Origin of the sequence: Kitasatospora misakiensis, assembly GCF_042656005.1 — a bacterium.
GTDB lineage: Bacteria > Actinomycetota > Actinomycetes > Streptomycetales > Streptomycetaceae > Kitasatospora > Kitasatospora misakiensis.
This window is the reverse complement of the sequence record NZ_JBHSOF010000023.1, coordinates 1-24,312: the sequence shown is the minus strand read 5'-3', so window position 1 is coordinate 24,312 and position 24,312 is coordinate 1. Positions and strand designations below refer to the sequence as shown.

Below are 24,312 nucleotides of genomic sequence, written 5' to 3'. Positions count from 1 at the left end.
CTCCCGGCTGAGTGTCTTATTGTATCCGGCGCCATGCGGCGTGCCAATAAGTGGGGCATTGATTTTATGCAATTCTCCGCCCCGATTGGTGGCTATGGCCAGATCGAATTCCGCGGATATTGCGCGATCCCAAGGAATCCACAATGCGCCTTTGGCGGAGAGGAGCTCCATGGTGCCGGCGTCCAGTGCGGACGAGCCGGGGCAGGTGAAGACGACCTGGATCCTGCTGTCCCCCATGAAGGCGTCGAGCAGGTCGAGGAGGCGGGTGGCGGCAGTGACGTTGTGCACGACGCCGAGCACGCGTCGTTCCACATGCATTGTGGTCCAGCGGTCGCGGCTGCTTGCTGCGGTCGTCCGGATCGGTCCCGCACCGGTCACGTGGGCGCCCTCTCTTCCGGTCGAATGCGGCTACTGGTCGTGGGTCGGCCGTCGAGCACGATAGTCCCTTCGGACGGTGGTGCTTCACGGTCGGTCCTGATCGTTAGCCTGGTCCTCATGGTTCAGGGGGAGTCAACGAACTCAGTGCGCGGTCGGTTGGACAACACGCGGCTGGTGCAAGCGAATGTGATCCGTGGCGACGTATGGCTGGGAACCCCCGAGCGCCTGGTGCGGTCGGCGGCTCGTGGCGCCCGTGCCGTGCCAGCGCTGGGCACCTGGTACCGGGCCATGGCGTCGCTCGCGGGATGCGCGGCTCTGCTGGGCCTCGCGACGGGCCGGGATCCCATGGCGCAGTTGGGGGCGATGTGCCAGTGGCTTGGTCTTCCGTCGGATTGGACGTCGACCGCTGCGCACTGGATCCAGATCAGGGTCGTAGGGCTGGGATGGGCGGGTCTACTCCTGCTCCTGGTGGGGGTGATGACGCTGCCGGCACCGCATCGCCTCGGAGGGGATCTTGGTGAGGTGCTGCGTTGGCGCGGCCCGTCAACGGCGCTTCTGGGTGCGGTGCTGATGCTTCAGTGCCACACGGCGCCGTCCGCCTGGGCGACTGTCGCGGGCAACATTGGTGCGGTCGCATGGATTCGCGGGCGGGCGGCGGCCCACGTCGGCTACGACAGCATGGGGCAGATCCTCATGGTGGCGGTGATGGCACCGATGCTCGCTGCCGGCTTCCTGCCGCTGTACTGCGTGGCGGCGCTGCTTGGGCGTGATGACGTGAAAGGGCTCGCCGACCAGGCGTGAACGCCTGACGAGCGCGCGGCACCCTGGGTGGCGTGGGTCTGGGCCGGGCCGGTGGGTGGGGGCGTGGGGGTGGGCGCATGGGCCGGCGTGGGGGCGCATGGGGGTGGGCGGGGTGTGCGTCGATTCCTTGGGGGGTTCCGGCGGGATGGCGGGTGGTTCGGGAACCGGTTACGGGGGTGCCTGCGGAAGCGTTTCTGTTTCGCGCTCTTTCGTGGCGCACAACTTGTCATGGCCTGACGAAAATGGCCCTGTGACGAAACCATGACGTGGCTTCGTCGCAGGTCAGGAATGTTACCGGTCGGTCGCTCCAGAAAAGACTTGACTTCCCGTCAGGCGGATTCCTAGGGTTAAAGAGTATGAGCCGCAGTGCTTCGGCACGCAGCGATACGGGGGACGATGAACATAAATGTGGCAGTGGCTGACAATCACAGAACCGTAGTCAGCCGTTCCGCTTGTTCGGCTGGGGGGCAACGGGAAGGAGCGGCGCCGGCCGCCTGACGTCGTGCGGTGTCGACGGATCCCAACGACGTTCTGTTGCAAGCCAGTTGCTCGGCCGATGCGCGCCTGCCGGGGTGCGCCGCCGAGTGGGGTCTCCTGATGCATTTCCGGGTGGCGGCATTTATCGATGGCGCATGCCCGAAGGCATCGAATTCGGTTGTGATCGCGTTTCTGATTTAACCGAGGATTAACCGGAACCGGCTCCCCGGAGCGCGGGGCCGGTAATACGGTCTTCTCGGCCAAGGAATTGCGGCGCGATCCGCCGATGCAGCTGATCACGCAAATGAGTCTGGGGGAAGTGTGCATCATGCCTGAAACTTCGATTGCCGTCCTCTTTCCGGGGCAGGGCGCGTTCTACGGCCGTGCCCTCGCCGACCTGCGGGACGAGTTCCCCGAGGTCGGACCCGTCCTCACCGAGATCGGTGACGCCGCCCGTCCGCTGCTCGGCGACCGCGCGGTCGACCAGCTGTTCGCGGAGCGGACGCCGGACACCGAGCAGCTGCTCCGGGACGCCCCGGAGGCGCTCCAGCTCGCGATCTACGCCGTCTCCACCGCCACCTACACCGTTCTGCGCGCCCGCGGTCTGCGCCCGAACGTCCTGATCGGCCACAGCCTCGGCGAAATCGCCGCGCTGGTCGCCGCCGGCGCGTTCACGCCCGCCGAGGGCGCCGAGATCGTCTGCCACCGGAGCATCGCGCTGCGCGAGGCCGGCCTGGGCGACGCCTACATGGCCGCCATCGGCACCAACGCCGACCGGGCGCAGCGGCTGGTCGACCTCGCCGGCGACCCGCTGACCGGGATCGCGGTCGAGAACCACGCCGGGCAGACCGTGCTGTCCGGGCGGGCCGAGACGCTGGACACGATCGGCCGGCTGGCCGCCGTGCTGAAGATCGACTTCGCCCGGCTCAAGTCGCCGTACGCCTTCCACAGCCCGCTGCTCGGCCCGGCGGCGGAGAAGTTCGCCGAGCGCATCGCGGACATCCGCCAGCGCCCGCTGGAGACCACCGTCCACTCGCCGATCATCGGCCGCGCCTACGAGGACGGGGACCGGCTGACCGAGCTGCTGGCCGGGCACTTCACCGCCCGGGTGCGCTTCGGCGACACCGTCCGCGAGCTGGCGGGCACCGGTGTGTCGGTGTTCGTCGAGAGCGGCGCGCTGGACGCGCTGAGCCGGATCACCGGGCGCATCGTCGAGTCGCCGGTCACCACCGTGCCGACCCTGCTGCCCGAGGCGGGCGGCGCGGCCGTGCTGCGGCAGGCGCTCGACCGGCTCGCCTCGGTGGGCGCCGTCCCCGCGGGCTCGGGCGGTCTCTCGCCGGCGGACCAGCTGCGGGCGGCGCTGCTGTCCGACGTGCCGGCCGAGGACTTCGAGGCGTTCTGGAACGGCCGGGGTGTGGACGTCCGGGCGTTCGCCCGCGAGGCCTACCTGACGTACCTGGGCGCGAAGGAGGAGCCGAGCGTCAACGGCAGCGCGAACGGTGCGGCGCAGCCGGTGGCGGCCGCGGCGGTGCCGGCGGCGCCGGTGGCGGCCCCGGTGGCGGCCGTGGACCGGGACACCCTGGTCCGCCAGCTCGCCGACATCTACGCCGAGGCGCTGGAGTACCCGGCCGAGGTCTTCGAGGAGGGCACCGACCTGGAGGCCGAGCTGGGCGTCGACTCGGTGAAGCAGACGGAGCTGCTGGTGCGGGTCGGCAACCGCTACGAGCTGCCGCCGCGCCCGTCCGACGTGCGGCCGGCCGCCTTCAACACCCTGGGCAAGATCGCTGACCTGATCATCGCCTCGGGCGGATCGGTGTGAGCCTGATGTCCCAGGAACTGCAGGGAAAGATCGCCCTGGTCACCGGAGGGGCGCGCAACGTCGGCAAGGTCATCGCGAAGCGGCTCGCCGCCGACGGCGCGCTGGTCGTCATCAACCATCTGCACTCGCCCGGGCCCGCCCGGGAGACCGCCGAGGAGATCGAGCGGGCCGGCGGCCAGGCGCACGTGATCCGTGCGTCGGTCGCCGTCCGCGGCCAGGTCGACCGGATGTTCGACGAGATCGAGGAGCGCTTCGGCGGCCTCGACATCCTGGTCAACAACGCCGCCAACGGCGCGCTGGTGCCGGGCGGGGACGTCACCGAGCAGCTGCTCGACCGGGCCCTCAACACCAACCTCAAGGGCGGCCTCGCGTGCGCCCAGCGGGCCGCCGCGCTGATGGCGCGGCGGGGCGGGGGCAGCATCGTCAACCTCTCCACGCTGGGCGGCGGCCAGTTCGTCATGGCCAACTACCTGGCCTGCGGGCCGGCCAAGGCCGCGGTGGAGGCGATGACCCGCTACCTGGCCGTCGACTACGCCCGCGACGGGATCCGGGTCAACACGGCCGCGGCCGGCATGCTGTACAGCGAGGTCGTGGGCCTGTTCCCGGACGCCGAGCGGATGCAGCGCGCCACCATCGAGGCGACCCCGATGGGGCGGCTCGGCCACCCGGAGGAGCTGGCCGAGGTGGTGGCCTTCCTGGCCTCGCCGCGGTCGAGCTGGATCACCGGCCAGGTGATCCTGGCGGACGGCGGACTGTCCACCGGGCAGGCGCTGCTCTCGCCGCCGCGCGCGCTGGTGGAGCCGGTGCCGCCGACCGTCCCGGTCGGGGAGCACGAGGAGGAGCCCGAGCCCGAGGACGAGCCCGAGTTCGAGCAGGCCGCCGGTCCGGAGCGGGCGGACACCCGGACGCCGGTGGCGGCCGCGGCCGCCCCGGTCACCGCCGCCGTGCAGGCCGCGGTGACCCCGGCCCCGGCCCTCGTGCCGGTGGCCACCCCGGCCCCGACCCCCGCGCCGGTCGCCCCGGCCCCGGTCCCGGTCGCCGCCGCGGTCACCGCGGAGGTGGAGGACGCGGCGTTCGACGAGGACGACGAGATCGCCATCGTCGGCATGGGCATCGTGGTGCCCGGCGCCAACGACCTCGACGAGTACTGGCACGAGCTCATGCACGGCGCCGAGCGGTTCGTCGAGATCCCGGCCGACCGGTGGGACAACGACAAGTTCCACTCGGCCGACAAGCGCGACGAGGACAAGACCTACTCCAAGCGCTCGGCCTTCATCACCGACTTCGTGCCGCACCCGCAGCTGGCCCGCGAGCTGGCCGAGGCGGGGACCGACCCGGACGCGGTGGAGTCGACCACGCTCTGGCTGCGCCACTCGCTGCTCCAGGCCATGGAGGGCGTCAAGCACGAGCCCGGGGACCGCTGCTCCTTCCTGGTCGGCTACACCGCCGACGGCAGCCAGCACCTGGAGGAGGCGACCGTCCGGGCCGGTGTGCTCGGCCGGATCGCGCCGATCCTGGACGGGCTGGGCCTGTCCGGGTCGGACCGTGCCACCGCGCTGGCCGCCGTCGAGAAGCGGCTGGCCGGGCACTACCCGCGCAGCGGCCCCGAGCCGCTGCAGTTCTTCCCGCACCGGGTCGGACTCAACGCGATGCGCGACGTGCTGCCGGACTCCGCCGAGCTGCTGCTCGTGGACACCGCCTGCTCGTCCTCGCTCTACGCGGTGGACCTCGGCCTCAAGGGCCTGCTGGAGGGCCGGCACGACATCGCGGTCTGCAGCGGCTCGTTCGCCGTGGGCCCGCGCGGGTCGATCCTGTTCGCCAAGCTCAACGGCCTGTCGGTGAGCGGCGAGGTCCGCTCGCTCGACAAGGAGAGCGACGGCGTGCTGTTCTCGGACGGCGCCGCGACCGTCGTGCTCAAGCGGCTGAGCCGGGCGCGCCGGGACGGCGACCGGGTGCTGGCCACCCTGCGCAGCTTCGGCTCGTCCTCGGACGGCAAGGGCAAGGCGATCTACGCGCCGAGCGCGGCCGGCCAGAAGCTGGCGATCCGGCGCGCGCTGGACCGGCCGGGCATGGACGAGGTGTGGCCGGACTGGATCGTCGCCCACGCCACCGGCACCCCGGCGGGCGACCTGGCGGAGTTCACCACCCTGCGCGAGACGCTGGGCGGTCACCGCCCCGGCCGCGCCCCGGTGGTCGTCACCTCCAACAAGTCGGTGATCGGGCACACCGGTTGGGCCGCCGGCGTGGCGTCCCTGATCGAGGTCGTGCTGGGCTTCCGGCACGACGTGATCCCGCCGCAGCACCGGTTCACCGAGACGCCGGCGGACTTCGCGATCGGCGACTCCAACCTGGTCGTGCCGACCGAGGCCGTGCCGTGGCCGAGCGGCGGACGCCGCCGGACGGCCGCCGTCTCGGGCTTCGGCTTCGGCGGCACCAACGCGCACCTGGTCGTGCAGGAGCCGCCCGCGGCGGCGCCGGCCCGGACCAGGGTGCCGGCGCGGACGCCGGAGACCTCGCAGCGGATCGCGATCGTGGCCCGGACGGCGCACGTGCCGGGCACCGAGACCGCCGACGAGCTGGCCACCTGGCTGGGCAGGTCGGGGCCGGAGGACGTGTCCTTCGGCGATACCTACCCGCTGCCCTCGTTCAAGCAGGTGCGGATGCCCCCCGGCATGATGCGGGGCATCGACCGCTGCCAGCTGATGATCCTCAAGTGCGCCCACCGGCTGCGCGACAGCCTGGGCTCGTTCTGGGAGGACAACAGCGAGACGACCGGTGTGGTGCTCGGCCACCTGGGGGCGACCCGCAACGCGACGCTCTACGCGCTGCGCTGCTACCTGGACGACCTCACCATCGCGCTGAAGGCCGACCCCTCGCTGGCCTCGGCGCCCTGGCTGCCGGAGGCGCTGGAGCTGCTCAAGTCCGAGGTGCGGCGGCTGGTCCCGCCGTCCAACGAGGACTCCTTCCCCGGCATGATGCCGAACGTGATCCCGGCCCGGGTCGCCAACTACTTCGACCTCAAGGGCCTCAACATGACGGTCGACACGGGCTTCACGTCGACCCTGAGCGCGATCGACGTCGCCATCCGCTACCTGCGGCAGGGCGAGCTGACGATGGCGCTGGTCGGCGGCATCAACGGCAACAGCACCGACGAGGTGCGCCAGCTGCTGGACGAGGCCCTCGAAGGCCGCGCCGTCCTGGCCGAGGGCGCCTTCCTGTTCGCCCTGGTGACCGAGGAGACCGCGGCGGCGGCCGGGCTGGAGGTGCTCGGCTACCTGGACACCCCGCTCGCCGAGCCGGAGCCGGCCGCGCGGCCGGTGCCGACCGTCGAGTGCGGTGCGGTGCACACCGGCCGGGAGGCCTGCTACCTGGGCGCCGAGGGTGCGATCGGCATCCTCCAGGCGCTCGCCAAGGAGCCGGCCGACCGGGACACCCTGGTGGTCTGCCGCGGTGAGAACGGCTCGCCCGACCTCACCGTCCGGGTCTCGGCCCCCGTGTCGGCGGCCCGCCCGGCGACCGAGGCCGACAGCCACGTGCCGTCCGCCTTCTACGACGAGCGCACCTACGACGACCTGCACCCGCTGCTGATCACCCGGCACGTCCCCGGGCTGACCGGGACGCCGGGCGAGCCGGTGCGCGCCGAGGTGCCGTTCTGGCCCGCGGAGCCCACCGTCGTGCTGACCGACCGGCCGGAGACGGTCTCGGCGGCCGGGGCGCCGGCCGGCACCCTGGTGCTGTCCACGGTGCCCGGCGGTCCCGGTGTCCGGCACGTGCCGGACGCCGAGGCGCTGGAGGGGCTGCTCGACGCGGCGGACCCGCAGCGGCGGATCCGGCACGTCCGGGTGATCACCGACCTGTCCGGCGCGGACACCGCCGGGCCGGCGGAGGCGGAGGCGCTCAGCGCCCTGCACGAGCTGGTGTTCCTGACGGTGCAGCAGCGGCACGGGGCGCTGGCCGAGGAGGCCGGCGGCGCGAGCTGCGTCGGGCTGTTCCTCGGGGCGATGACCGACCGGACCCCGCACCCGTTCACGGGCATGTTCACCGGTCTGTTCAAGGTGATCCACCTGGAGTACGCGCCGCAGTGCGTGGCCTACGCGCTGATCACCGGCGAGCGGGAGGCCGCCACCGGGGTCGCCCAGGCGGAGCGGGAGTCCGCGTTCCGGCGCGGGGTGCCCTCGGCCTTCTACGACGGCGGGCGACGGCTGACCGTCACCCTCGCCGAGGAGCCCGGCGAGCTGGTGCCGCCGGGGGAGGCGGCGCTCGGGCCCGACAGCGTCGTGGTCGCGGTCGGCGGCGGACGCGGCATCACCGCCGAACTGCTGGCCGAGACCGCCCGGCACTTCCGGCCCCGGGTGTACGTGCTCGGCAGCAACCCGGTGGACTCCCACCCGGCCGAGTACCTGGAGCTGGACGACGAGGCCTTCGCCAAGGGCCGCGCCGACTACATCCGCCAGCAGCTCGCGCTGAAGACCGGCCGCAACCCCGCGCAGCTCAACCGCGCGTACGAGCGGATCGGCCAGGCGCGGGTGATCCGGGCCAACCTGCGCCGGATCGCCGAGCACAGCGGCGCGGGCGCGGTGCACTACGTGCCCTGCGACGTGACCGACCGCGACCAGGTGATGGCCGCGATGGACCGGATCCACGCCGAGGCCGGGCGGATCGACCTGCTGGTCAACGCGGCGGGGCTGAACCGTTCGGCGCCGATCGCGACCAAGAGCCTGGCGGAGTTCCGGCAGGTCCGCGACCTGAAGGTGCTGGGCTACTACAACCTCAAGCACGCGCTGCGCGGCCGGCCGCCGCGTGCCTGGTGCAACTTCGGTTCGCTGCTGGGCATGACCGGCCAGGTCGGCGAGGCCGACTACGCCTCGGGCAACGACTTCCTCGGGGCCGCGGCGACCTACTCCCACCAGGTGCTGGGCACCCACGAGTTCACCGTGGGCTGGACCCTGTGGGGCGAGGTCGGCCTGGGCGCCAACGAGTTGACCAAGGCGTACTTCGAGAAGAGCGGGCTGTACTCCGCGATGAGCACCGCGGAGGGCGTGCACCACTTCGTCCGCGAGCTCAACCTCGTCAAGCCCTCGCCGTACACCGTGCACCTCGGTGACGCGGAGCGGCGGGCCGTGGAGCGGCTGCTGCCCGGCTTCCTCAACCCGGGGGCGTCGCGCGGCGGGGCGGACGCGGCGCCGCCGCAGGCCGAGGTGCGGCCGGTGCCGGAGCGGCCGGCCGCGGCGGAGGAACCGCCGGTCCTGCCGTTCTACCTCGGCGAGATCGTGGAGCGGAGCGCGGACGCGGTCACCTTCGAGCGGGTCTTCGACCTGGAGAAGGACGACTACCTGGCGCACCACCGGGTCGGCGACGCGCCCACCCTGCCGGGGACCTTCGTCACCGAGATCGCCTTCGAGGCGGCCTCCTGGCTGGTGCCGGACCTCAAGGTGTACGCCTTCGAGGACCTGCGCTTCCACCACTTCCTCAAGGTCCGCGAGTCGGACCGGGCCGGGCTGCGGAAGAAGATCCGCGCCGAGCTGGTGGAGCGCCGGGCCGACCTCGGCCAGGCGGTGGTGGCGGTGCGGATCACCCACGACGTGGTGGCGCCCAACGGCACCGTGCTGGTCAAGGACCGGCTGCACTTCGAGGTGCGGGTGCTGCTGGCCGGCGACCTGCCGGACGCGCCGCACTGGAAGGCGTGGCACCCGGCCGCGGAGACGCCGGTGCCCGACCCGTACCACAGCGCGGGCTCACCGGTGCTGCTGACCGACCTGTTCGTGTCGACCACGGACACCCGGCTGCACCCGGACGGCAAGCGCGCCACCTACAACCTCGAACTCCCCGCCGACCACCGGGTCTTCGGGAACTTCGGGATCCCGGTGGTGCTGCTCGACGGCCTGGCCAGGACCGGGGTGCTCGCCCTGGTCGACGGCGACCTGATCCCGCTGGCGGCCCCGCTGGGCATCGGCCGGATCGACGTCTACGAGCACGGCGGCGACAGCCACGTCGCACGGCGGTACGGGCGGATCGACCTGTACGCGGTGCTGCCCGGGGCGGAGGCCGACGGGCGGAACGCGGGCAGCGGCAACCGCTTCGTCGCGGTCCGGCCCGACGGGCGGATCCTGATCCAGATGAAGGACCTGGACTGGACGCTGATGGGCTATCTCGATCGCAGAACCGGGACGTTCCTGACCCCCGCGGAGGTGGCCGAGGCGGCCTCCGCGCGGTCGGCCGACACCGCGGCGGACTCCGTCGAGGTCAGTGAGGTGGTGGCAGTGATGGGAAAAGCTGAGGCCGGCGCGGCTGGTGAGCCGACGCCGGTGACCACGGAAGCCCAGCACGTGGCCGAGGACGCCGGCAACGAAGCCGGTGCGGAGCCGGGTGCGGCGGTGGCCACGGCCGTCGCCGCCCCCGAGCGCCGCCCGGCGCGGCGCTCCGCGCCCGCGGTGGCGCGGCTCGCCCGCCCCGCCCCGGGGCCGCGCGGACTGCGGACCGTCCCCGGCAACCTGCGGAAGTTCCAGCGCAACGCGCCCGCCCTGTTCACCGAGCTGAGCCGGTCCTACGGCGACATGGTGCGGCTGCCGCTGGGCTACTTCACCGTCCACCTCAACTACCACCCGGACAACATCAAGTACGTCCTCCAGGACAACAACCAGAACTACATCCGCGGCAAGGGCTACGACGCCTTCAAGATCTTCATGGGGATGGGCCTGCTCACCCTCGACGGGGACGAGTGGAAGCAGCACCGCCGCGTGGTGAACCCGCTGTTCCACAAGACCGCCATCGACAACATGGCGACCACCATGACCGACTCGACCACCCTGGTGCTCGACCGGTGGGCGCGGGCGGGGGCCGACAAGGCCGGCATCGACGTGGTGCCGGAGATGATGGACCTCACCCTGGGGGCCCTCGGCAAGGTCATGTTCGACACCGACCTCCACCCGCTCAGCGACCGGGTGGGGCCGGCGATGGTCACCTCCATCGAGGCCATGGTCTTCCGCGGCACCCTCAACCAGCTGACCCCCGAGTTCGTGCCGATCCCGTACAACCGGCGCATCCGCCAGGCGCGCAAGGTGATGTATGACGTGGTGGACGGCATCGTCGAGGCGCACCGGGAGGGCCGGCACGAGGGGCTGACCGACCTGGTCAGCCTGCTCCTCCAGGCCCGCGACGAGAGCGGCGGCGAGTGGACCAGGCAGCAGGTCCGGGACGAGATCATGACGGTCTTCATGGCCGGTCACGAGACCACCGGCACCGGTCTGGCCTGGGCGCTCTACGAACTGGCCAAGGACCCGGAGGCGCAGGAGAAGCTGCACGAGGAGGTCGAGCAGGTGCTCGCCGGGCGCACGCCCACCATCGAGGACCTGCCCAAGCTCCCGTACGCCCGGATGGTCACCGACGAGACGCTGCGGCTGCACCCGCCGATCTGGGTGTACCCGCGCGACGCCGTCGCGGAGGACGACGTCAACGGCTGGCACGTGCCGGCCGGCGGCAGCGTCTTCATGGTCCCGTACGTCACCCACCGGCACCCGGACTACTGGGTGGACCCGGAGCGCTTCGACCCGGAGCGCTTCACCGAGCAGAACCGGGCGCAGCAGCCGCGGTACGCCTACTTCCCGTTCGGCGGCGGTCAGCGCAAGTGCATCGGCAACCAGATGGCGCTGGTGCAGACGCACCTGACGCTGGCCATGGTGGCCCAGCGCTTCCGGCTGCGGCTGGTCCCCGACCACCCGCTGACGCTGGGCACGCTGGTCTCCTTCCGCCCGGTGGACGGCATCCGCCTCGTCGTGGAGCCCAGGGAGCGATGACCCGCCGATGACACTCAAGGAACCGATCACCCTCGCGGAGGCCCTGGCCCCGCCGGTGGTGGACTACCCGGAGGACGGATCGGTGCGCCCGGTGCGGCGCCACGTGTGGGAGCCGGTGGAGACCGCCGCGCTCCCGCCGGGCGCCGCCCCCGGGCTCCGCGGACGCTCGATCGCGGTGGTCGGTGGCCGGGAGGCCACCGCCGCCGCGGTCGGCGCGGCACTGACCGCCGCCGGGGCGACCGTGCACCGACTCGCCCCGCCCGCCGGGGGGCAGTACGGCGGCTTCACCGAGGCCGCCGCCGCCCTGTACGCCGCGGCCGGGCGGATCGACGGGATCGTCGACCTCAACGTCGAGGAGTCCTTCGACCGCAGCGGTCCGGACGGCTGGGAGGGCCCGTTCCGGCAGACGTTCGCGATGCTCCAGGCCTGCTTCGCGGACTGGATCACCGAGACCGACGCCGTCCGGCTGTTCTACCTGCCGGTCACCTGGCTGGGCGGCCGGATGGGCTTCGGCCCGGACCGGATCGAGCAGCCGCTCGGCGGCCTGTGGGCGGGCCTCGCCAAGGGCCTGCCCCGGGAGGTCCCGAACTGCAACATCCGGATCCTCGACCTCACCGCCGAGCACTCGGCGGAGGAGATCGGCGAGCTGGTGAGCCGGGAGCTGTACCGCTGGGGCGCGTTCGAGATCGGCCACCACGCCGGCCGCCGCTACAGCCTGCGGGCCCGCCACGCGCAGCCCGCCCCGCCGGTCCGCGCGCTGCGGCCCGGCGACACCGTGGTGATGTCCGGCGGCGGGCGGGGCATCGGCTACGCGCTGGCCCGTTCGCTCGCCGAGGAGTTCGGCGCCCGGGTCGTGGTCAGCGGCCGCGGGGCGGCGCCCGACGCGGACGCCACCCCGGCCCTGACGCTGAACGAGCAGGACTTCCGCCGGTACCGGGACGAGCGGCTGCGCGAGGCGGTGGCCGCGCGCCGGGTGCCGCAGGTCCGCGGCGAGTTGGAGAAGCTGGCGCAGGAGCGCGAGCTCTGGGCCAACCTCTCCGCGGCCCGCGAGGACGGTCTGCGGATCGACTACGTGCAGTGCGACATCACCGATCCGGAGCAGGTCGCCCGGCTGGTCGACGAGGCCGGCGACCGGCTGGCGGGCGTCGTCCACAACGCCGGCGTGGACGTGCCGGTGCGGCTGCCGGGCAAGACCGAGCAGATCGTCTCGCTGGTCGTCCGGGTCAAGGTCGGCGGCTTCCTCAACCTGCTGCGGGCGGTGGCGGACCGGCCGCCGCTGGCGTTCTTCTGCAGTGTCGGCTCGCTGACCGGCCGCTGGGGCGGCATGGTCGGCCAGCTCGACTACGGGGCCGCCAACGAGGCGCTGAGCCGGCTCGGGCTCTGGGCCTCGCAGGGCGGCGAGCAGCCGGGCCGGGCCCGGCGCACACCGGTGTCCACGGTCTGCTGGCCGACCTGGGAACGCCTCGGGATGATCACCAACTACGAGGCGACGCTGCGCTACATGTCGGCGGTGGACGTCCGCGAGGGCCTGTACCACTGGAAGCGCGAGCTGTTCTCCGGCGGCAGCGGGGAGTCGACGTTCATCGGCGACGTCGGCCCGGCGATGCTGCCGTCGGTGCTGCGCGGCTACCAGCAGGACACCGGGCTGCCCGGCATCGAGCGGCTCGCCGCGAGCCGCTACTACCTGGGCGAGCCGCTGGAGTTCCGGCCGTACGGCGCGATCACCACGGCGCACCTGCTGTCGGCCGGCGAGCTGCCGTGCTGCGACGACTTCCGGGTGGACGGCGAGCCCGCGCTGCCCGTCTCGCTCTGCCTGGAGTACCTGCGGGCGGCCGGTGACTGGGTGCTGCCGGAGAACGGCGACCAGCTGCGGTTCGCCGAACTGCGGGACCTGGACGTGGACCTGCGGGAGCTGCGGGTCGGCCCCGGCCGGCGGACGGCCGCGCTGGTCCGGCACGCCGAGGGCCGCTGGGCGGAGGACGGCGCCTGGCGGGTCGCGGTGGTCCTGGAGCGGGACGGGCGACGGCTGGCCACCGCCGAACTGGTCTACCGGGCCGGGGAGGTGCCGCCGGAGACGGCGCTGCTGCCGCCGACCGGCGCCCTGGGCGCCGAGGACGTGGCGCCGCCCGCGCCGGGCGGGGCGCTCGCCTGGACCGGGCACGCCTTCCGGCTGGCCGCCTGGCAGCGGGACGCGGTGGGAGGACGGCTGTACGGGCGGGCGGAACCCGGCCGGACGGCCGATCTGCTGCTCGCCTCGCCGGCGCCCGGCTCCACCCTTCCGCTCAACCAGGTGGAGAACCTGCTGCGGGCCGCCTGGTTCGCCCAGGCCCAGGCGCAGGCTCAGGCCCAGGCTCAGGCCGGGGCGGGTGCGGGGGCCGGGGGCGCCCGGCGGCTCACGGTGGAGCGGCTGTCCGCCGCGCCGTCGGCCGCGGCGGGCGCCGTGCTGCTGATCGGCACCCCGGACGGCCGCGACTGGACCGGCCAGTACCCCGTCGAGCTCTTCGAGGCCTGCCCGGTGGTGCTCCGGGCGACCGGCCTGCGCTACCGCTGACGCGCACCGTCGGACGCGCACTGTCCGATGCTGACTGTCCGACGCGGACTGTCCGACGCTGACCATTCACCGTGCCGGAGGGCACGGCACGACACCACCAGGGGGAACCGTTGACCACGATCGTTGACCGGTCGAGCGCCTATTGCGTCGTGGGCGCCGGGGCAGGTGGTCTGGCCGCCGGCAAGAACCTGCGCGAGTTCGGCTTCGAGTTCGACGTGATCGAGCGCGCCGACGACGTGGGCGGCAACTGGTACGGGGGCAACACCTACAGCGCCGCCTACGACTCGGTCCACCTCATCACGTCCAAGCCCTACATCCAGTACGACGACTTCCCGATCCCGGCGCACTTCCCGACCTACCTCGGCCGGGAGCACGCGCACGCCTACCTCCGGTCGTACGCCGAGCACTTCGGGGTGTACGAGCACGTCGAGTTCAGCCGTACGGTCGAGTCGATCGAGCGCCGGGACGGCTCGCCGGACTGGTACGTCACCCTCGACGGGGGCGAAGTGCGCCGCTACGCCGGGGTGGTGATCGCCAACGGCCACAACTGGAGCCCCCGGTTCCCGGAGTACCCCGGGAAGTTCGACGGCGAGATCCTCCACTCCTGCGAGTACCGCGACCCGGAGCCGCTGCGCGGCAAGCGCGTGCTGGTGGTGGGCGGCGGGACGTCCGGCTGCGACATCGCGGTGGAGTCCTCGCAGAACGCCGCCTCGACCTCGCTGAGCATCCGGCGGGGCTGCTACTACTGGCCGAAGTACCTGTTCGGGATGCCCACCGACGTGCTCTACGAGAACGTCCTGAAATGGCGCATGCCCCGGCCCGTGGTGCGCTTCTTCGGTAGTCTCTTCCTGCGGCTCAACAGTGCCGGACGGCCGGAGCAGTACGGGCTGCCCAAGCCGTCACACAAGTTGCTTGAGGAGCATTTCGTCATCAATTCGACGCTGCTCTACCACCTGGGACACGGGGACATCGAGGCCAAGCCGGACATCGCCGAACTCCGCGGTGACCGGGTGAAGTTCAGCGACGGCAGCGAGGAGGCGTACGACGTCATCGTCTACGCCACCGGATACCGGATGACCGAGTTCCCGTTCATCGACCGCAAGCACCTGAACTGGAACGGGCGCACACCGCAGTTGCACCTCAGCGCCTTCCACCCGGAGTACGACAACCTTTTTGTCATCGGATACTTCCAAACGTCCACCGGCAATTGGCCGATCATGGATTACCAGTCGCAGCTCATGGCCCGTTACCTGCACCTGCTGCGCACCGACCCGCAGCGGGCGTCCTGGTTCAAGCAGGCCAAGGCCACGCCGATGGCGGGGGCCGAGCTGAACGGCGGTATCCAGTACTACGACTCCGAGCGGCACTGGCTCCAGGTCGAGCACTTCTCCTACCGGGCCCTGCTGCGCAAGCTGGTCCGCCGGATGAAGACCGACCCGCCGGCCGCCGCGCGCCACCGGGGCACCACGGCCGGAGCGGGCGGCACCGGGCCCGCGGAGCAGGCCAACGCGCCGGCGGCGACCCGGCTGAGGAGCCACGCATGATGGACCTGATCGCACGGCTGGCGAACCGGCATGCCCGGGTGATGGTGCTGTGCGCCGTGGTGGTGGCCGCTGTCGCGGCCTTCATCGGCGCACCCGTCGTCACATCGCTGACCGGCGGCAACCCGGACTTCGTCACTCCGGGATCGGGCAGTGTACGGGCCGACGACCGGATCGGCGCGGCCACCGGCATCCAGAGCGACGGCGGCATCATCGCCCTCGTCGACACCGGTGCCCCGGTGGACGATCCGCGCACCCGGGAGGAGGTCGACAAGGTCGCCGGACTGATGTCCGGCGACCCGACGTTCGCCGACGTCCTGACGTACTACGGCACCCAGGACAAGAACCTGGTCTCCCGCGACGGGCGGCAGACCGCCGTGGTCGGCCGGCTCAAGGACAGTGCCGGGGACCACTACCAGGACGCCGTCGACCGGCTGTCCGACCGGCTCGACGGCGACCGGGCCGTCCGGCTCGGCGGCAGCGAGGTGGTCGGCAACCAGGTGGTCAGCACCGTCCAGCACGACCTGGAGCGGGCCGAACTCCTGGCCTTCCCGGTGCTGTTCCTGCTGTCACTGTGGATCTTCCGCAGTCTGGTGGCCTCCGCGCTGCCGCTGGTCATCGGCGGTCTGAACGTCGTCCTCACGCTGCTGGGCCTGCGGGTGGTCGACCAGTTCACCCCGATGTCGATCTTCTCGCTCAACCTGGTCACCGCGCTCGGCCTCGGCCTCGCCATCGACTACAGCCTGCTGATCGTCTCCCGCTTCCGCAGCGAGATGACCGTCGAGCCCGACATCGACCGGGCGATCAGCGTCACCCTGCACACCGCGGGCCGCACCATCCTGTTCAGCTCGCTCACCGTGAGCGCCGCGATGGCCTCGCTGTTCGTCTTCCGCCAGCGCTTCCTCTACTCCATGGCGGTCGGCGGCCTGCTGGTCTCCGCCTCCGCCCTGCTGGTCGCGCTGCTGGTGCTGCCCCCGATGCTGCGGCTGCTCGGCCGGCACATCGACTTCCTCGCCCCGGCCCGGTTCCGCCGCTCGCTGGAGGCGCCGGAGAACACCGACGGCGGCTGGTTCGCGATGGCCCGCGGCGTGATGCGGCGCGCCCCGCTGGTCGCGATCGGCGCGAGCGCGCTGCTGGTGGTGCTCGGACTGCCCTTCCTGAAGGTCGCCTTCACCACCGTCGGCCCGTCCTCGCTGCCCACCAGTGCGAGCAGCCGCTCGGTCGCCGACACCCTGCGGGCCGACTTCCCCGCCGACCCGCTGGAGTCCGTGCAGGTCGTGGTCGCCACCGGCGGGGACGCCGCGGCGGCGCAGCCGCGGATGGACGCCCTGCGCGAGCGGATCGCGGCCCTGCCGGGCGCCGCCTCGGTCACCCCGGCCGTGGCGCTGAACGCCGACACCTGGCTGCTCCAGGTCACCCCCGCGGAGCCCGGCCTCAGCGGTGAGAGCCAGACCCTGGTCAAGGACGTGCGCGCGCTGTCCGGCCCGGACGAAGTCCTGGTCGGCGGGCAGACCGCCACCTTCGTCGACCTCAAGGACAGCCTCACCGGCCGGCTCCCGGCCGCCGCGCTGATCGTCTTCCTCACCAGCATGCTGGTGCTGCTGCTGATGACCGGCTCGCTGGTGCTGCCGCTCAAGGCCGTGGTGATGAACCTGCTCACCCTCGCCGCGACCTTCGGCATCCTGGTCTTCGTCTTCCAGTGGGGCCACGGCGCCGGACTGTTCGGCGCCGACACGCAGAACGCGCTGGACGCCACCCAGCCGGTGCTGCTGTTCGCGATGGTCTTCGGCCTCTCCACCGACTACGGCGTCTTCCTGCTCGCCCGGATCAAGGAGGCCAGGGACGCCGGGGTCGGTGAGACCGAGGCGGTCGCCCAGGGCCTCGGCCGCACCGGCCGGGTGGTCACCGCCGCCGCCGTGCTGTTCTGCGTTGCGCTGGGCGCGCTCGCCACCTCCGAGATCGTGTTCATCAAGGAGCTCGGACTCGGCACCGCGCTGGGCGTACTGCTGGACGCCACCATCGTCCGGGCGCTGCTCGTGCCCTCGCTGATGCGTCTGCTCGGCCACTGGAACTGGTGGGCGCCGGCCCCGCTCCGGTGGCTGTACGAACGCTTCGGACTCCGTGAGGGCGGGGCGCCGCCGCTGGCCGTCGAGAAGTCGTAAGGTTTTGACGAACCGTCACCACTCACGACCGGCCTTCCTACGACCAGAGGTGGAAACGTGTATCACGCCATCGTCCGGCGCAATCTCCGTAACTCGTTCGTCGAGGTCAACCGCGGCAACTACGCGGCGATCGTGCGGCAGTTCACCCCCGACGCGGAGCACTGGTTCTCCGGCGCGCACGCGCTCTCCGGCGGTCGTGACACCACCGAGCAGATCCAGCGGTGGTACGACCGGCTGGCGGAGGTCATGCCCGACCTGCGCTTCGAGTTGAAGAAGGTCGTGGCCAAGGGCTGGCCCTGGGACACCGTGGCCTTCGCCGAATGGGTCGACCACCTCACCGACCGCGAGGGCAACCACTACTCCAACCAGGGTGTGCACGTCGTCCGGATCAAGTGGGGCAAGATCACCGAGCTGCACATCTACTGCGACACCGAGTTGCTGGAGACGGTTCTGGACAAGATCGGCCAGCAGGGCGTCGACGAGGCCGTCGCGACGCCGGTCGGCAGCCCCGGCCCGTTCCGCGAGGCGCGCGTCGGCGGGTGACGCGCGCGGGTGCGTCGACACGGGCGGTCCGGTTCTCCCCGGGCCGCCCGCGTCGTTCCTGCGCCGGGGTGTTTCGGGCTGTATCGGGGGCGCACAGGGGTGCGCCGAGGGACGGGGGCGGGCTGATGAATCCGAAGGATCCGGCGGAGGTCGAGCTCTGGCTGCTCGACCCCGCCACCGTGCCGGTGGAGCCGGCCGACCTGCACTGCCTCGACGAGGAGGAGCACCGGCGCGCCGGGCGCTTCGTCCGGGACGCGGACCGCGTCATCTACCTCGCCGCGCACGTCGCGCTGCGGCACGTCCTCGGCCGGCGCCTGGCGGTCGCCCCGGAGGCGCTGGTCTTCGCCCGGGAGCCGTGCCCCGACTGCGCCGAACCGCACGGTCGTCCGCGACTGGCCGGCGCCCTGCCGGACGCTCCGCACTTCTCGCTCTCCCACGGCGGCGACCGGGTGCTGATCGGCCTCGCCGCCGCCCCGGTCGGGGTGGACGTGGAGCCGCTGCCGAAGGCCGACAGCGTGGCGGTGCTCGCCCCGACCCTGCACCCGGTCGAACAGGCCGAGCTCGCCGACGTCCGCCCGGCGGACCGGCCCGGCGCGTTCGCCCGGCTGTGGACCCGCAAGGAGGCCTACCTCAAGGGCCTCGGCATCGGTCTCGGGCGCCCGCCCGCCGCCGACTACCTCGGCACCGCCGAACCCGCCCGGCGCCCGTCCGGCTGGGCCGTCATCGACCTCCCGGCCGGCCCGCGGCACGCCGCGGCCGTCGCCCTCGCGGGCGCCACCACCGCCGTGAACTACCGGCTGCGGCACACGCTCTAGGGTCCGTCTTCAGTCTTCAGTCGTCGGGGCCGAGGAGGGCCGATTCCGTGCCCGGGGCGACGGAGGCGGTGAGGGTGCGGAGGCGGGCGGTGGGGTGGTGGACGCGGAGGTAGGCGTTGCAGAGGGCGCGGGCGGTCGACTCGGACTCGGCGAGGGTCGGCAGGGCGAGGAAGAGCACGACCTCGGCCGAGGTGGCGTGGCCGTCGACGTAGACGTGTTCCACGCCGGCCGGGCGGGGGAGGGCGCGCCGGAGTTCGGCGGCGCCGGGGGCGCCGTCCGGGAAGTCGAGCTGGGCCAGGATGAGGTACACGGGGAATCCGGTCCGGGGGCCGTGCGCGGTGCGTCCGGCCCCCGGAGGTAGAGGTCAACAGGTCAGAGAATAAACCGAACTGACGATCAGTTGAAAGCAGCGATCGGGCGCGGCGGACGACGGCGTCAGTCGAGGACGAAGCCGTTGCCCGGGCGGTGGGCCCGGGTGCGCCGGTTGTCCAGGTGGACGAAGGTGCGGTGCAGCCAGCGGTCGTGGCCGTCGTAGCGCGGCTCGAAGGACGTCCGGCCGTGCACCGAGAGCCGGTTGTCGACGAAGGCCATCTCGCCGGGCTGGAGGACCAGCATCGCGCCGACGTCCAGCAGGGCGTCGCGCAGCACCTCCAGGGCGGCGCGGCCCTCCTCGTCGAGCGCGGTGGTGGCGCTGAAGTCGACGCGGATGTCCGGGTCCTCCGGGTCGCCCTCCAGTACGGCGTGCCGCGGGGTGGCGGCGCCGGCGGCGAAGGACGGCGGCGGCTCGGTGACGAAGCGCGGGGCGCGGAGCACCTCGGCGAGCTCGTCCGGGACCAGCAGCAGAGCGCGCCGGATCGACGAGACCAGCGTGCCGGCGGTGCCGGTGTGGTCGTTGCGCAGGCACAACAGGCTGACGTAGTCCGGCCGGTGGGCGTGGAAGGCGTTCTCGACGTGCAGTTCGAGGAGGGTCGAGCCGGCGTTGCTCTGGGACTCCTCGCGGCCCGGCACCGGGACCACGTTCTGCACCAGGGCGCCGGACTTCTCCTCGCGGTACGCGACGACCTCGCCGAGCGCCAGGCTGACCAGCGCCGAGACGGCGGCCGGCGGCGTCGCCGCACGCTCGACCGACTCGGGGACGGTCGGCGTCCGCGGCAGCCGCGCGTCGTCGATCGGCAGGTTGCGCAGGATCAGCAGGCCGTCCGGGCCCGGGTCGTGGCGGTAGTCGCGGACCTCCTCCAGGACGCGGACCGGCAGCCGGCAGGCCAGCTTGCGGGCCGCGTCCATCCAGGCGCGCTCGTCGATCAGACGCGGCGGCACCTGTGCGAGGGACTCGGCGAGCGCGGCGACCTCCCGGCGCTCCTGGTCGGTCAGGGTCAGGCCGGTCGTCGCCTGGATCGGCGCCGGAAGGGCTGTGGTCATGGTGCGGTGGTCCCTTTCAGTGGGTCTGTGCGGACTGGGTCGCCCCGTGCTGCAGGGCCGTTCGGATCCGGAGGTCGGACCGCAGGTGGCCGGCGATCCGGCCCAGCAGTTCGGCCTCCAGGGGTTCGAGGTAGAAGTGGCCGCCCGGGAAGACGTGCAGTTCGAAGGCGGCCGTGGTGGTCGCGGACCAGGCCCGGGTCGCCTCGACCGTGCAGGCCGGGTCGCGGTCGCCGGTGCAGGCGGTGACCGGGACGGCGGCCTGGCAGCTCGTCGGCGGGCATGTGGTGGGCCGGTAGTGGGCGAGCAGGTGGAAGTCGGCGCGGATGCCCGGCATCAGCAGCTCGCGCAGGGCGGGGATCTCCAGGGCGTCGGCCGAATCGCTGCCTAGGGCGCGGACCAGGGAGAGGAGTTCCTCGTCCGGGGCGGAGCACAGGGCCGCGTGGTCGACGAGCTGCGGCGCCGGCGAACCGGAGACGAACAGCCGCACCGGCGGCGGCGCGTCCCGCTCGCCGGCCAGCCGCAGCGTGACCTCGTGGGCCACCAGGGCGCCCATGCTGTGGCCGAACAGCGCCAGCGGCACGTCCCGCAAGGGCGCGAGCGCGGCGGTGATCTCGTCCGCGAGTTCGGCGAGGGTGGCGGGGAACGGCTCACCGATCCGGTCCTGCCGGCCCGGGTAGCAGACCGCCAGCACCTCGACGTCCTCCGGCAGGTGCCGGTGCCAGGTCCGGTAGGCCGCCGGGCTGCCGCCCGCGTGCGGGAAGCAGACCAGGCGGAGCCGGGGTTCGGCGACCCGGTGCGGGCGGCGGAACCAGCGGGCGGCGGCGCCGGGGAGCGGGGGTGGGGGCGGGGCGGCTGTCGCCCTGGCCACCGCCTTGGCCGCCGTCATGCGTCCGGGCCGTTCCGGAGCTGCTCGTCCTGCTCGCGGGCGGTGGCCTCGTCGATGGCCTGCTGCCAGAGCCGGCCGAGGTTGCGCTGGCCGGACCAGACGGTCGCCAGCAGGTGGCGGACCAGTTCGCGTCCGCCGGCGGCGTTGCTGAGCAGCACCGCGCCGGTGCCCGAGCGGGCTCGCAGACCGGTCATCGCCTGGTAGCCGAGCGCCTGCCCGCCGTGGCCGAATTCGAGGTCGGCGCCGCCGGTGCCGTCGAGGATGGTGCTCCAGCCGTAGTTGCGCCCGCCCAGCGGCGTCAGCATCCGGCGGACGAGCTCCTGGTCGACCAGGCCGCCCGGGAGCCCCAGGAAGCAGCGGCGGACCTCCGCCGCGAGTCGCGCCAGGTCCCCGGCGGTCGTCCACAGCCCGCCGGCGGCGGCCTCCGGGTGGACGACGAACCCGTCCGGGACGGGCGTGCCGTCCGCCGCGTGACCGCGGGCGAACGCCCGGCCGGTGGTGTCCGGGAACACCGGGTCGAAGCCGCTCGCCGCCATCCCCAGCGGGTCGAGCAGCCAGTGCCGGGCCAGCTCCGCGAAGGCGGTGCCGGTGGCGTCCGCCATCGCCTGCTGGAGGACGGAGAAGTTCAACGGGTTGAGCCGGAACACCTCGCCCGGCGCGTCCTCGCGGCGCACCGGCGGGGTCTTGGCCGGCGCGCGGCCGTTCAGGACGTCGAGCAGGGTCGGGACGGGCTCGCGGCGCGGGTAGTTGTCGTCCAGCGGCGGGTGCGGGGCGAGGCCCGACTGGTTGGAGAGCAGGAGCCGCGCGGTCACGGGGCCGTCCCCGGCGGGCACCCGCCAGGAGGTCAGGTAGTCGTTGATGTCCCGGTCGAGGTCGAGGACGCCCTCGGAGACCAGGCGCAGGACCAGGACGGTGGTGACGTGCTTGCTGATCGAACCGGCCGGGAAGAGCGATTCGGCGGTCACCGGGGTGGGATCGTCGACGCCCAGCACGCCGTAGCTGTGGAGCGAGGTCACCTCGCCGTTCTCCAGCAGGGCGATGCTCGCCCCGGGGACGGCGTGGCGGGCCATCAGCTCCGGGACGGCGTCGGTGGGGGCGGAGCCGTGCGGACGGGACGTCCGGGGCGCCCGGGTGGGGTCGGCGGACTGTCGGGGGGCCGCCGTGCGGAGGTGGTCGCTCAGCTCGGCGAGCTGCTCGTCCGCGAGGCGGTGGACGGTCGCCGCCGTGTGGACGGCGGGTCGGTACGTCCAGCGGAGGTAGAGGCGGCCGTCCTGGAGGTGGGTGTCCAGGTGGAGGAGGTGGGTGGGGGCGGCGGCCTCCGGGGCGAGGTGCTCGGGGAGGAGGACGAGGCCGCCGCCCTCGTGAGTGGGGGCGGTGGCGGGGGTGTGGCTGAAGCGGACCTGGGCCCCGGGGAGCGCGGCCAGTTCGGCGGCGAGGTCGGCGTCCGGCGCGAGGTGGCGGAGCAGGCCGTAGCCGTGGACGGGCGCGGGCAGCGCCCGCAGTTGGCGGGAGACCGCCGTGACGGTGGCCGCTGTGTCGCGGTCGGCCGGAAGCCGCAGCGACACCGGATGGGTGTCGGCGAGCGGGCCGACCGTCCGCGACAGCGCCGGGCCGAGGTCCTGGTCCTGGCGGGGGTCGGTGAGGACGTCGACCTCGATCCGGTCGCCGCCCGCCCAACGCGCCAGCGTGCGGCCGAGGGTGGCCAGCACGGCGTGCGTGGGCTGGGGGTCGGCGAGGAGGGCGGCGGTGAGGTCGGGGGGAAGGACGGTGATGACGGTGTCGGTGTCGGGGGCGGTGGTGGTGGTCGTGGGGTGGTCGAGGGGCAGGGGGGTGGCCGGCGGGCGGGCGAGCCAGCGCTCACCTTGGTCGAGCAGCTCGGGGGAGAGCGCCTGCTCGGCCAGTTGCTCGGCCCAGTCCCGCCACGGCGTGGCCGGCGGCAGCAGGACCGGTTCGCCGCCCGAAGCGAGCTGCCGGTAGGCGGAGTCGAGGTCGTCGGCGAGGATCCGGAAGGACCCGGTGTCGGCGGCGAGCGCGTGGACGGTGAGCCACAGCTCGTCGGGCTTCCGCTCGTCGACGCGCACCAGGGTCGCCCGCACCAGGCTCGCGCGGCTCGGGTCGAGCGCCGCCCGGGCCTCGTCGAGGGCGGTGGCGATCGCGGCGGCGTGGCCGTCGGCGGCTGCCGCGCGCAGGTCGAGGAAGCGGAGTGGCCCGGTCGCGGCCTCGGCGAGACGGAGGGCGGGCGAGGCGGCGCCGCCGGCATTGGGGACCAGCGAGATGCGCAGGGCCTGGTGGTGCCGCACGACCGTGTCCAGCGCGGAGGAGAGCAAGGCGGGGTCGGCCTGGCCGCTCAACGGGAGGCGCAGGGTGTGGCCGCCGCCGGTGGCGAGCGCGCTGTGCTGGGCCGGGGTCGGTGGCAGGCCTTCGGCGGCCGGTTCGACGGTCACCATGGTGGCCAACTCGCCCAGCGAGGTGGCCTGGAGGATCATCCAGACGGCGAGCGACAACCCCGCCTCGCGACAGGCGGACAGCACCTGGACGGCACGGATGGAGTCGCCGCCGAGGGCGAAGAAGTTGTCGGTACTGCCCACGCGCGGCACCCCGAGCACCTCGGACCAGATGGCGGCGAGGCGTTCCTCCAGCGGCGTGCGCGGGGCTACGTACTGCTCGGTGGCGAAGGCGGTCAGGTCGGGGGAGGGGAGGGCTCGGTGGTCGACCTTGCCGTTGGTGGTGAGGGGGATGGTGTCGATGGTCATGACGGCGGCCGGGACCATGTAGTCGGGCAGTGAGTCGGCGAGGTGGGTGCGGACGTCGGGGGTGGTGCCGTCGGTGGTGACGACGTAGGCGACGAGGGACTTCTCGCCGGTGCCGAGGGTGCGGACGGCCACGACCGCGTCGCGGACCTGCGTGTGCTCGCGCAGGCGGGCTTCGATCTCGCCCAGCTCGATGCGGTAGCCGCGGATTTTGACCTGGTTGTCGATGCGGCCCAGCGTCTCCAGCGTGCCGTCCGCGAGGAAGCGTGCCAGGTCACCCGTCCGGTACAGCCGGGAGCCGGCCGGACCGTGCGGGTTCGGCAGGAACTTCTCGGCGGTCAGGTCGGGGCGGCCGAGGTAGCCACGGGCCAGGCCCG

At 73.0% G+C, this 24,312-nt stretch carries 12 protein-coding genes and 2 pseudogenes; 9 read left to right on the top strand and 5 right to left on the bottom strand.

Going from position 1 to position 24,312, the window contains the following annotated elements; translation table 11 throughout:
- Window positions 1-300: pseudogene (locus ACFP3U_RS18855) on the bottom strand (hypothetical protein); the annotation flags it as partial.
- A 195-nt stretch (window positions 301-495) separates the two neighbouring features.
- Between ACFP3U_RS18855 and ACFP3U_RS18850 the strand changes: the two are divergent.
- From ACFP3U_RS18850 to ACFP3U_RS18810, 9 genes and pseudogenes are all read left to right on the top strand, one after another.
- A complete protein-coding gene (locus ACFP3U_RS18850; RefSeq protein WP_380226724.1) occupies window positions 496-1,179 on the top strand; it encodes a hypothetical protein in 684 nt (227 codons plus the stop codon).
- A 703-nt stretch (window positions 1,180-1,882) separates the two neighbouring features.
- Window positions 1,883-2,935, top strand: a pseudogene (locus tag ACFP3U_RS18845) (ACP S-malonyltransferase); the annotation flags it as partial.
- A complete protein-coding gene (locus ACFP3U_RS18840; protein WP_380226794.1) occupies window positions 2,924-3,475 on the top strand; it encodes an acyl carrier protein in 552 nt (183 codons plus the stop codon). The pseudogene ACFP3U_RS18845 and the gene ACFP3U_RS18840, both read left to right, overlap by 12 nt.
- 5 nt (window positions 3,476-3,480) lie before the next feature.
- Entirely contained in the window at window positions 3,481-11,268 is a 7,788-nt protein-coding gene (locus tag ACFP3U_RS18835) for a cytochrome P450 (protein WP_380226723.1), read from the top strand.
- Window positions 11,269-11,275: 7 nt separating this feature from the next.
- Window positions 11,276-13,819 carry a KR domain-containing protein gene (locus tag ACFP3U_RS18830; RefSeq protein WP_380226722.1) on the top strand — a complete coding sequence of 848 codons (2,544 nt, stop codon included), beginning with the start codon at window positions 11,276-11,278 and terminating at the stop codon, window positions 13,817-13,819.
- A 110-nt stretch (window positions 13,820-13,929) separates the two neighbouring features.
- Complete coding sequence (locus ACFP3U_RS18825; RefSeq protein WP_380226721.1) at window positions 13,930-15,363, top strand: flavin-containing monooxygenase; 1,434 nt, start codon at window positions 13,930-13,932, stop codon at window positions 15,361-15,363.
- Window positions 15,360-17,522 (top strand): MMPL family transporter, encoded by a 2,163-nt coding sequence (locus ACFP3U_RS18820; RefSeq protein ID WP_380226720.1) that lies wholly within the window; start codon window positions 15,360-15,362, stop codon window positions 17,520-17,522. The genes ACFP3U_RS18825 and ACFP3U_RS18820 overlap by 4 nt, the downstream gene beginning before the upstream one ends.
- A 57-nt stretch (window positions 17,523-17,579) precedes the next feature.
- Entirely contained in the window at window positions 17,580-18,065 is a 486-nt protein-coding gene (locus ACFP3U_RS18815; RefSeq protein WP_380226719.1) for a nuclear transport factor 2 family protein, read from the top strand.
- Window positions 18,066-18,190: 125 nt separating this feature from the next.
- On the top strand, window positions 18,191-18,880 hold the full coding sequence (locus ACFP3U_RS18810; RefSeq protein ID WP_380226718.1) for a 4'-phosphopantetheinyl transferase family protein: 690 nt from the start codon (window positions 18,191-18,193) through the stop codon (window positions 18,878-18,880).
- A gap of 16 nt (window positions 18,881-18,896) precedes the next feature.
- Here ACFP3U_RS18810 and ACFP3U_RS18805 read toward each other — a convergent pair whose 3' ends face one another.
- The 4 genes from ACFP3U_RS18805 to ACFP3U_RS18790 all read right to left on the bottom strand — a co-directional run.
- Window positions 18,897-19,190, bottom strand: coding sequence for a hypothetical protein (locus tag ACFP3U_RS18805; RefSeq protein WP_380226717.1), 294 nt, complete (start codon window positions 19,188-19,190; stop codon window positions 18,897-18,899).
- Window positions 19,191-19,315: 125 nt separating this feature from the next.
- On the bottom strand, window positions 19,316-20,299 hold the full coding sequence (locus tag ACFP3U_RS18800) for a TauD/TfdA family dioxygenase (protein WP_380226716.1): 984 nt from the start codon (window positions 20,297-20,299) through the stop codon (window positions 19,316-19,318).
- A gap of 16 nt (window positions 20,300-20,315) precedes the next feature.
- Window positions 20,316-21,185 (bottom strand): thioesterase II family protein, encoded by an 870-nt coding sequence (locus ACFP3U_RS18795; RefSeq protein ID WP_380226715.1) that lies wholly within the window; start codon window positions 21,183-21,185, stop codon window positions 20,316-20,318.
- A partial coding sequence (locus ACFP3U_RS18790; protein ID WP_380226714.1) for a serine hydrolase domain-containing protein occupies window positions 21,182-24,312 on the bottom strand: 3,131 nt, incomplete at its 5' end. The genes ACFP3U_RS18795 and ACFP3U_RS18790, both read right to left, overlap by 4 nt.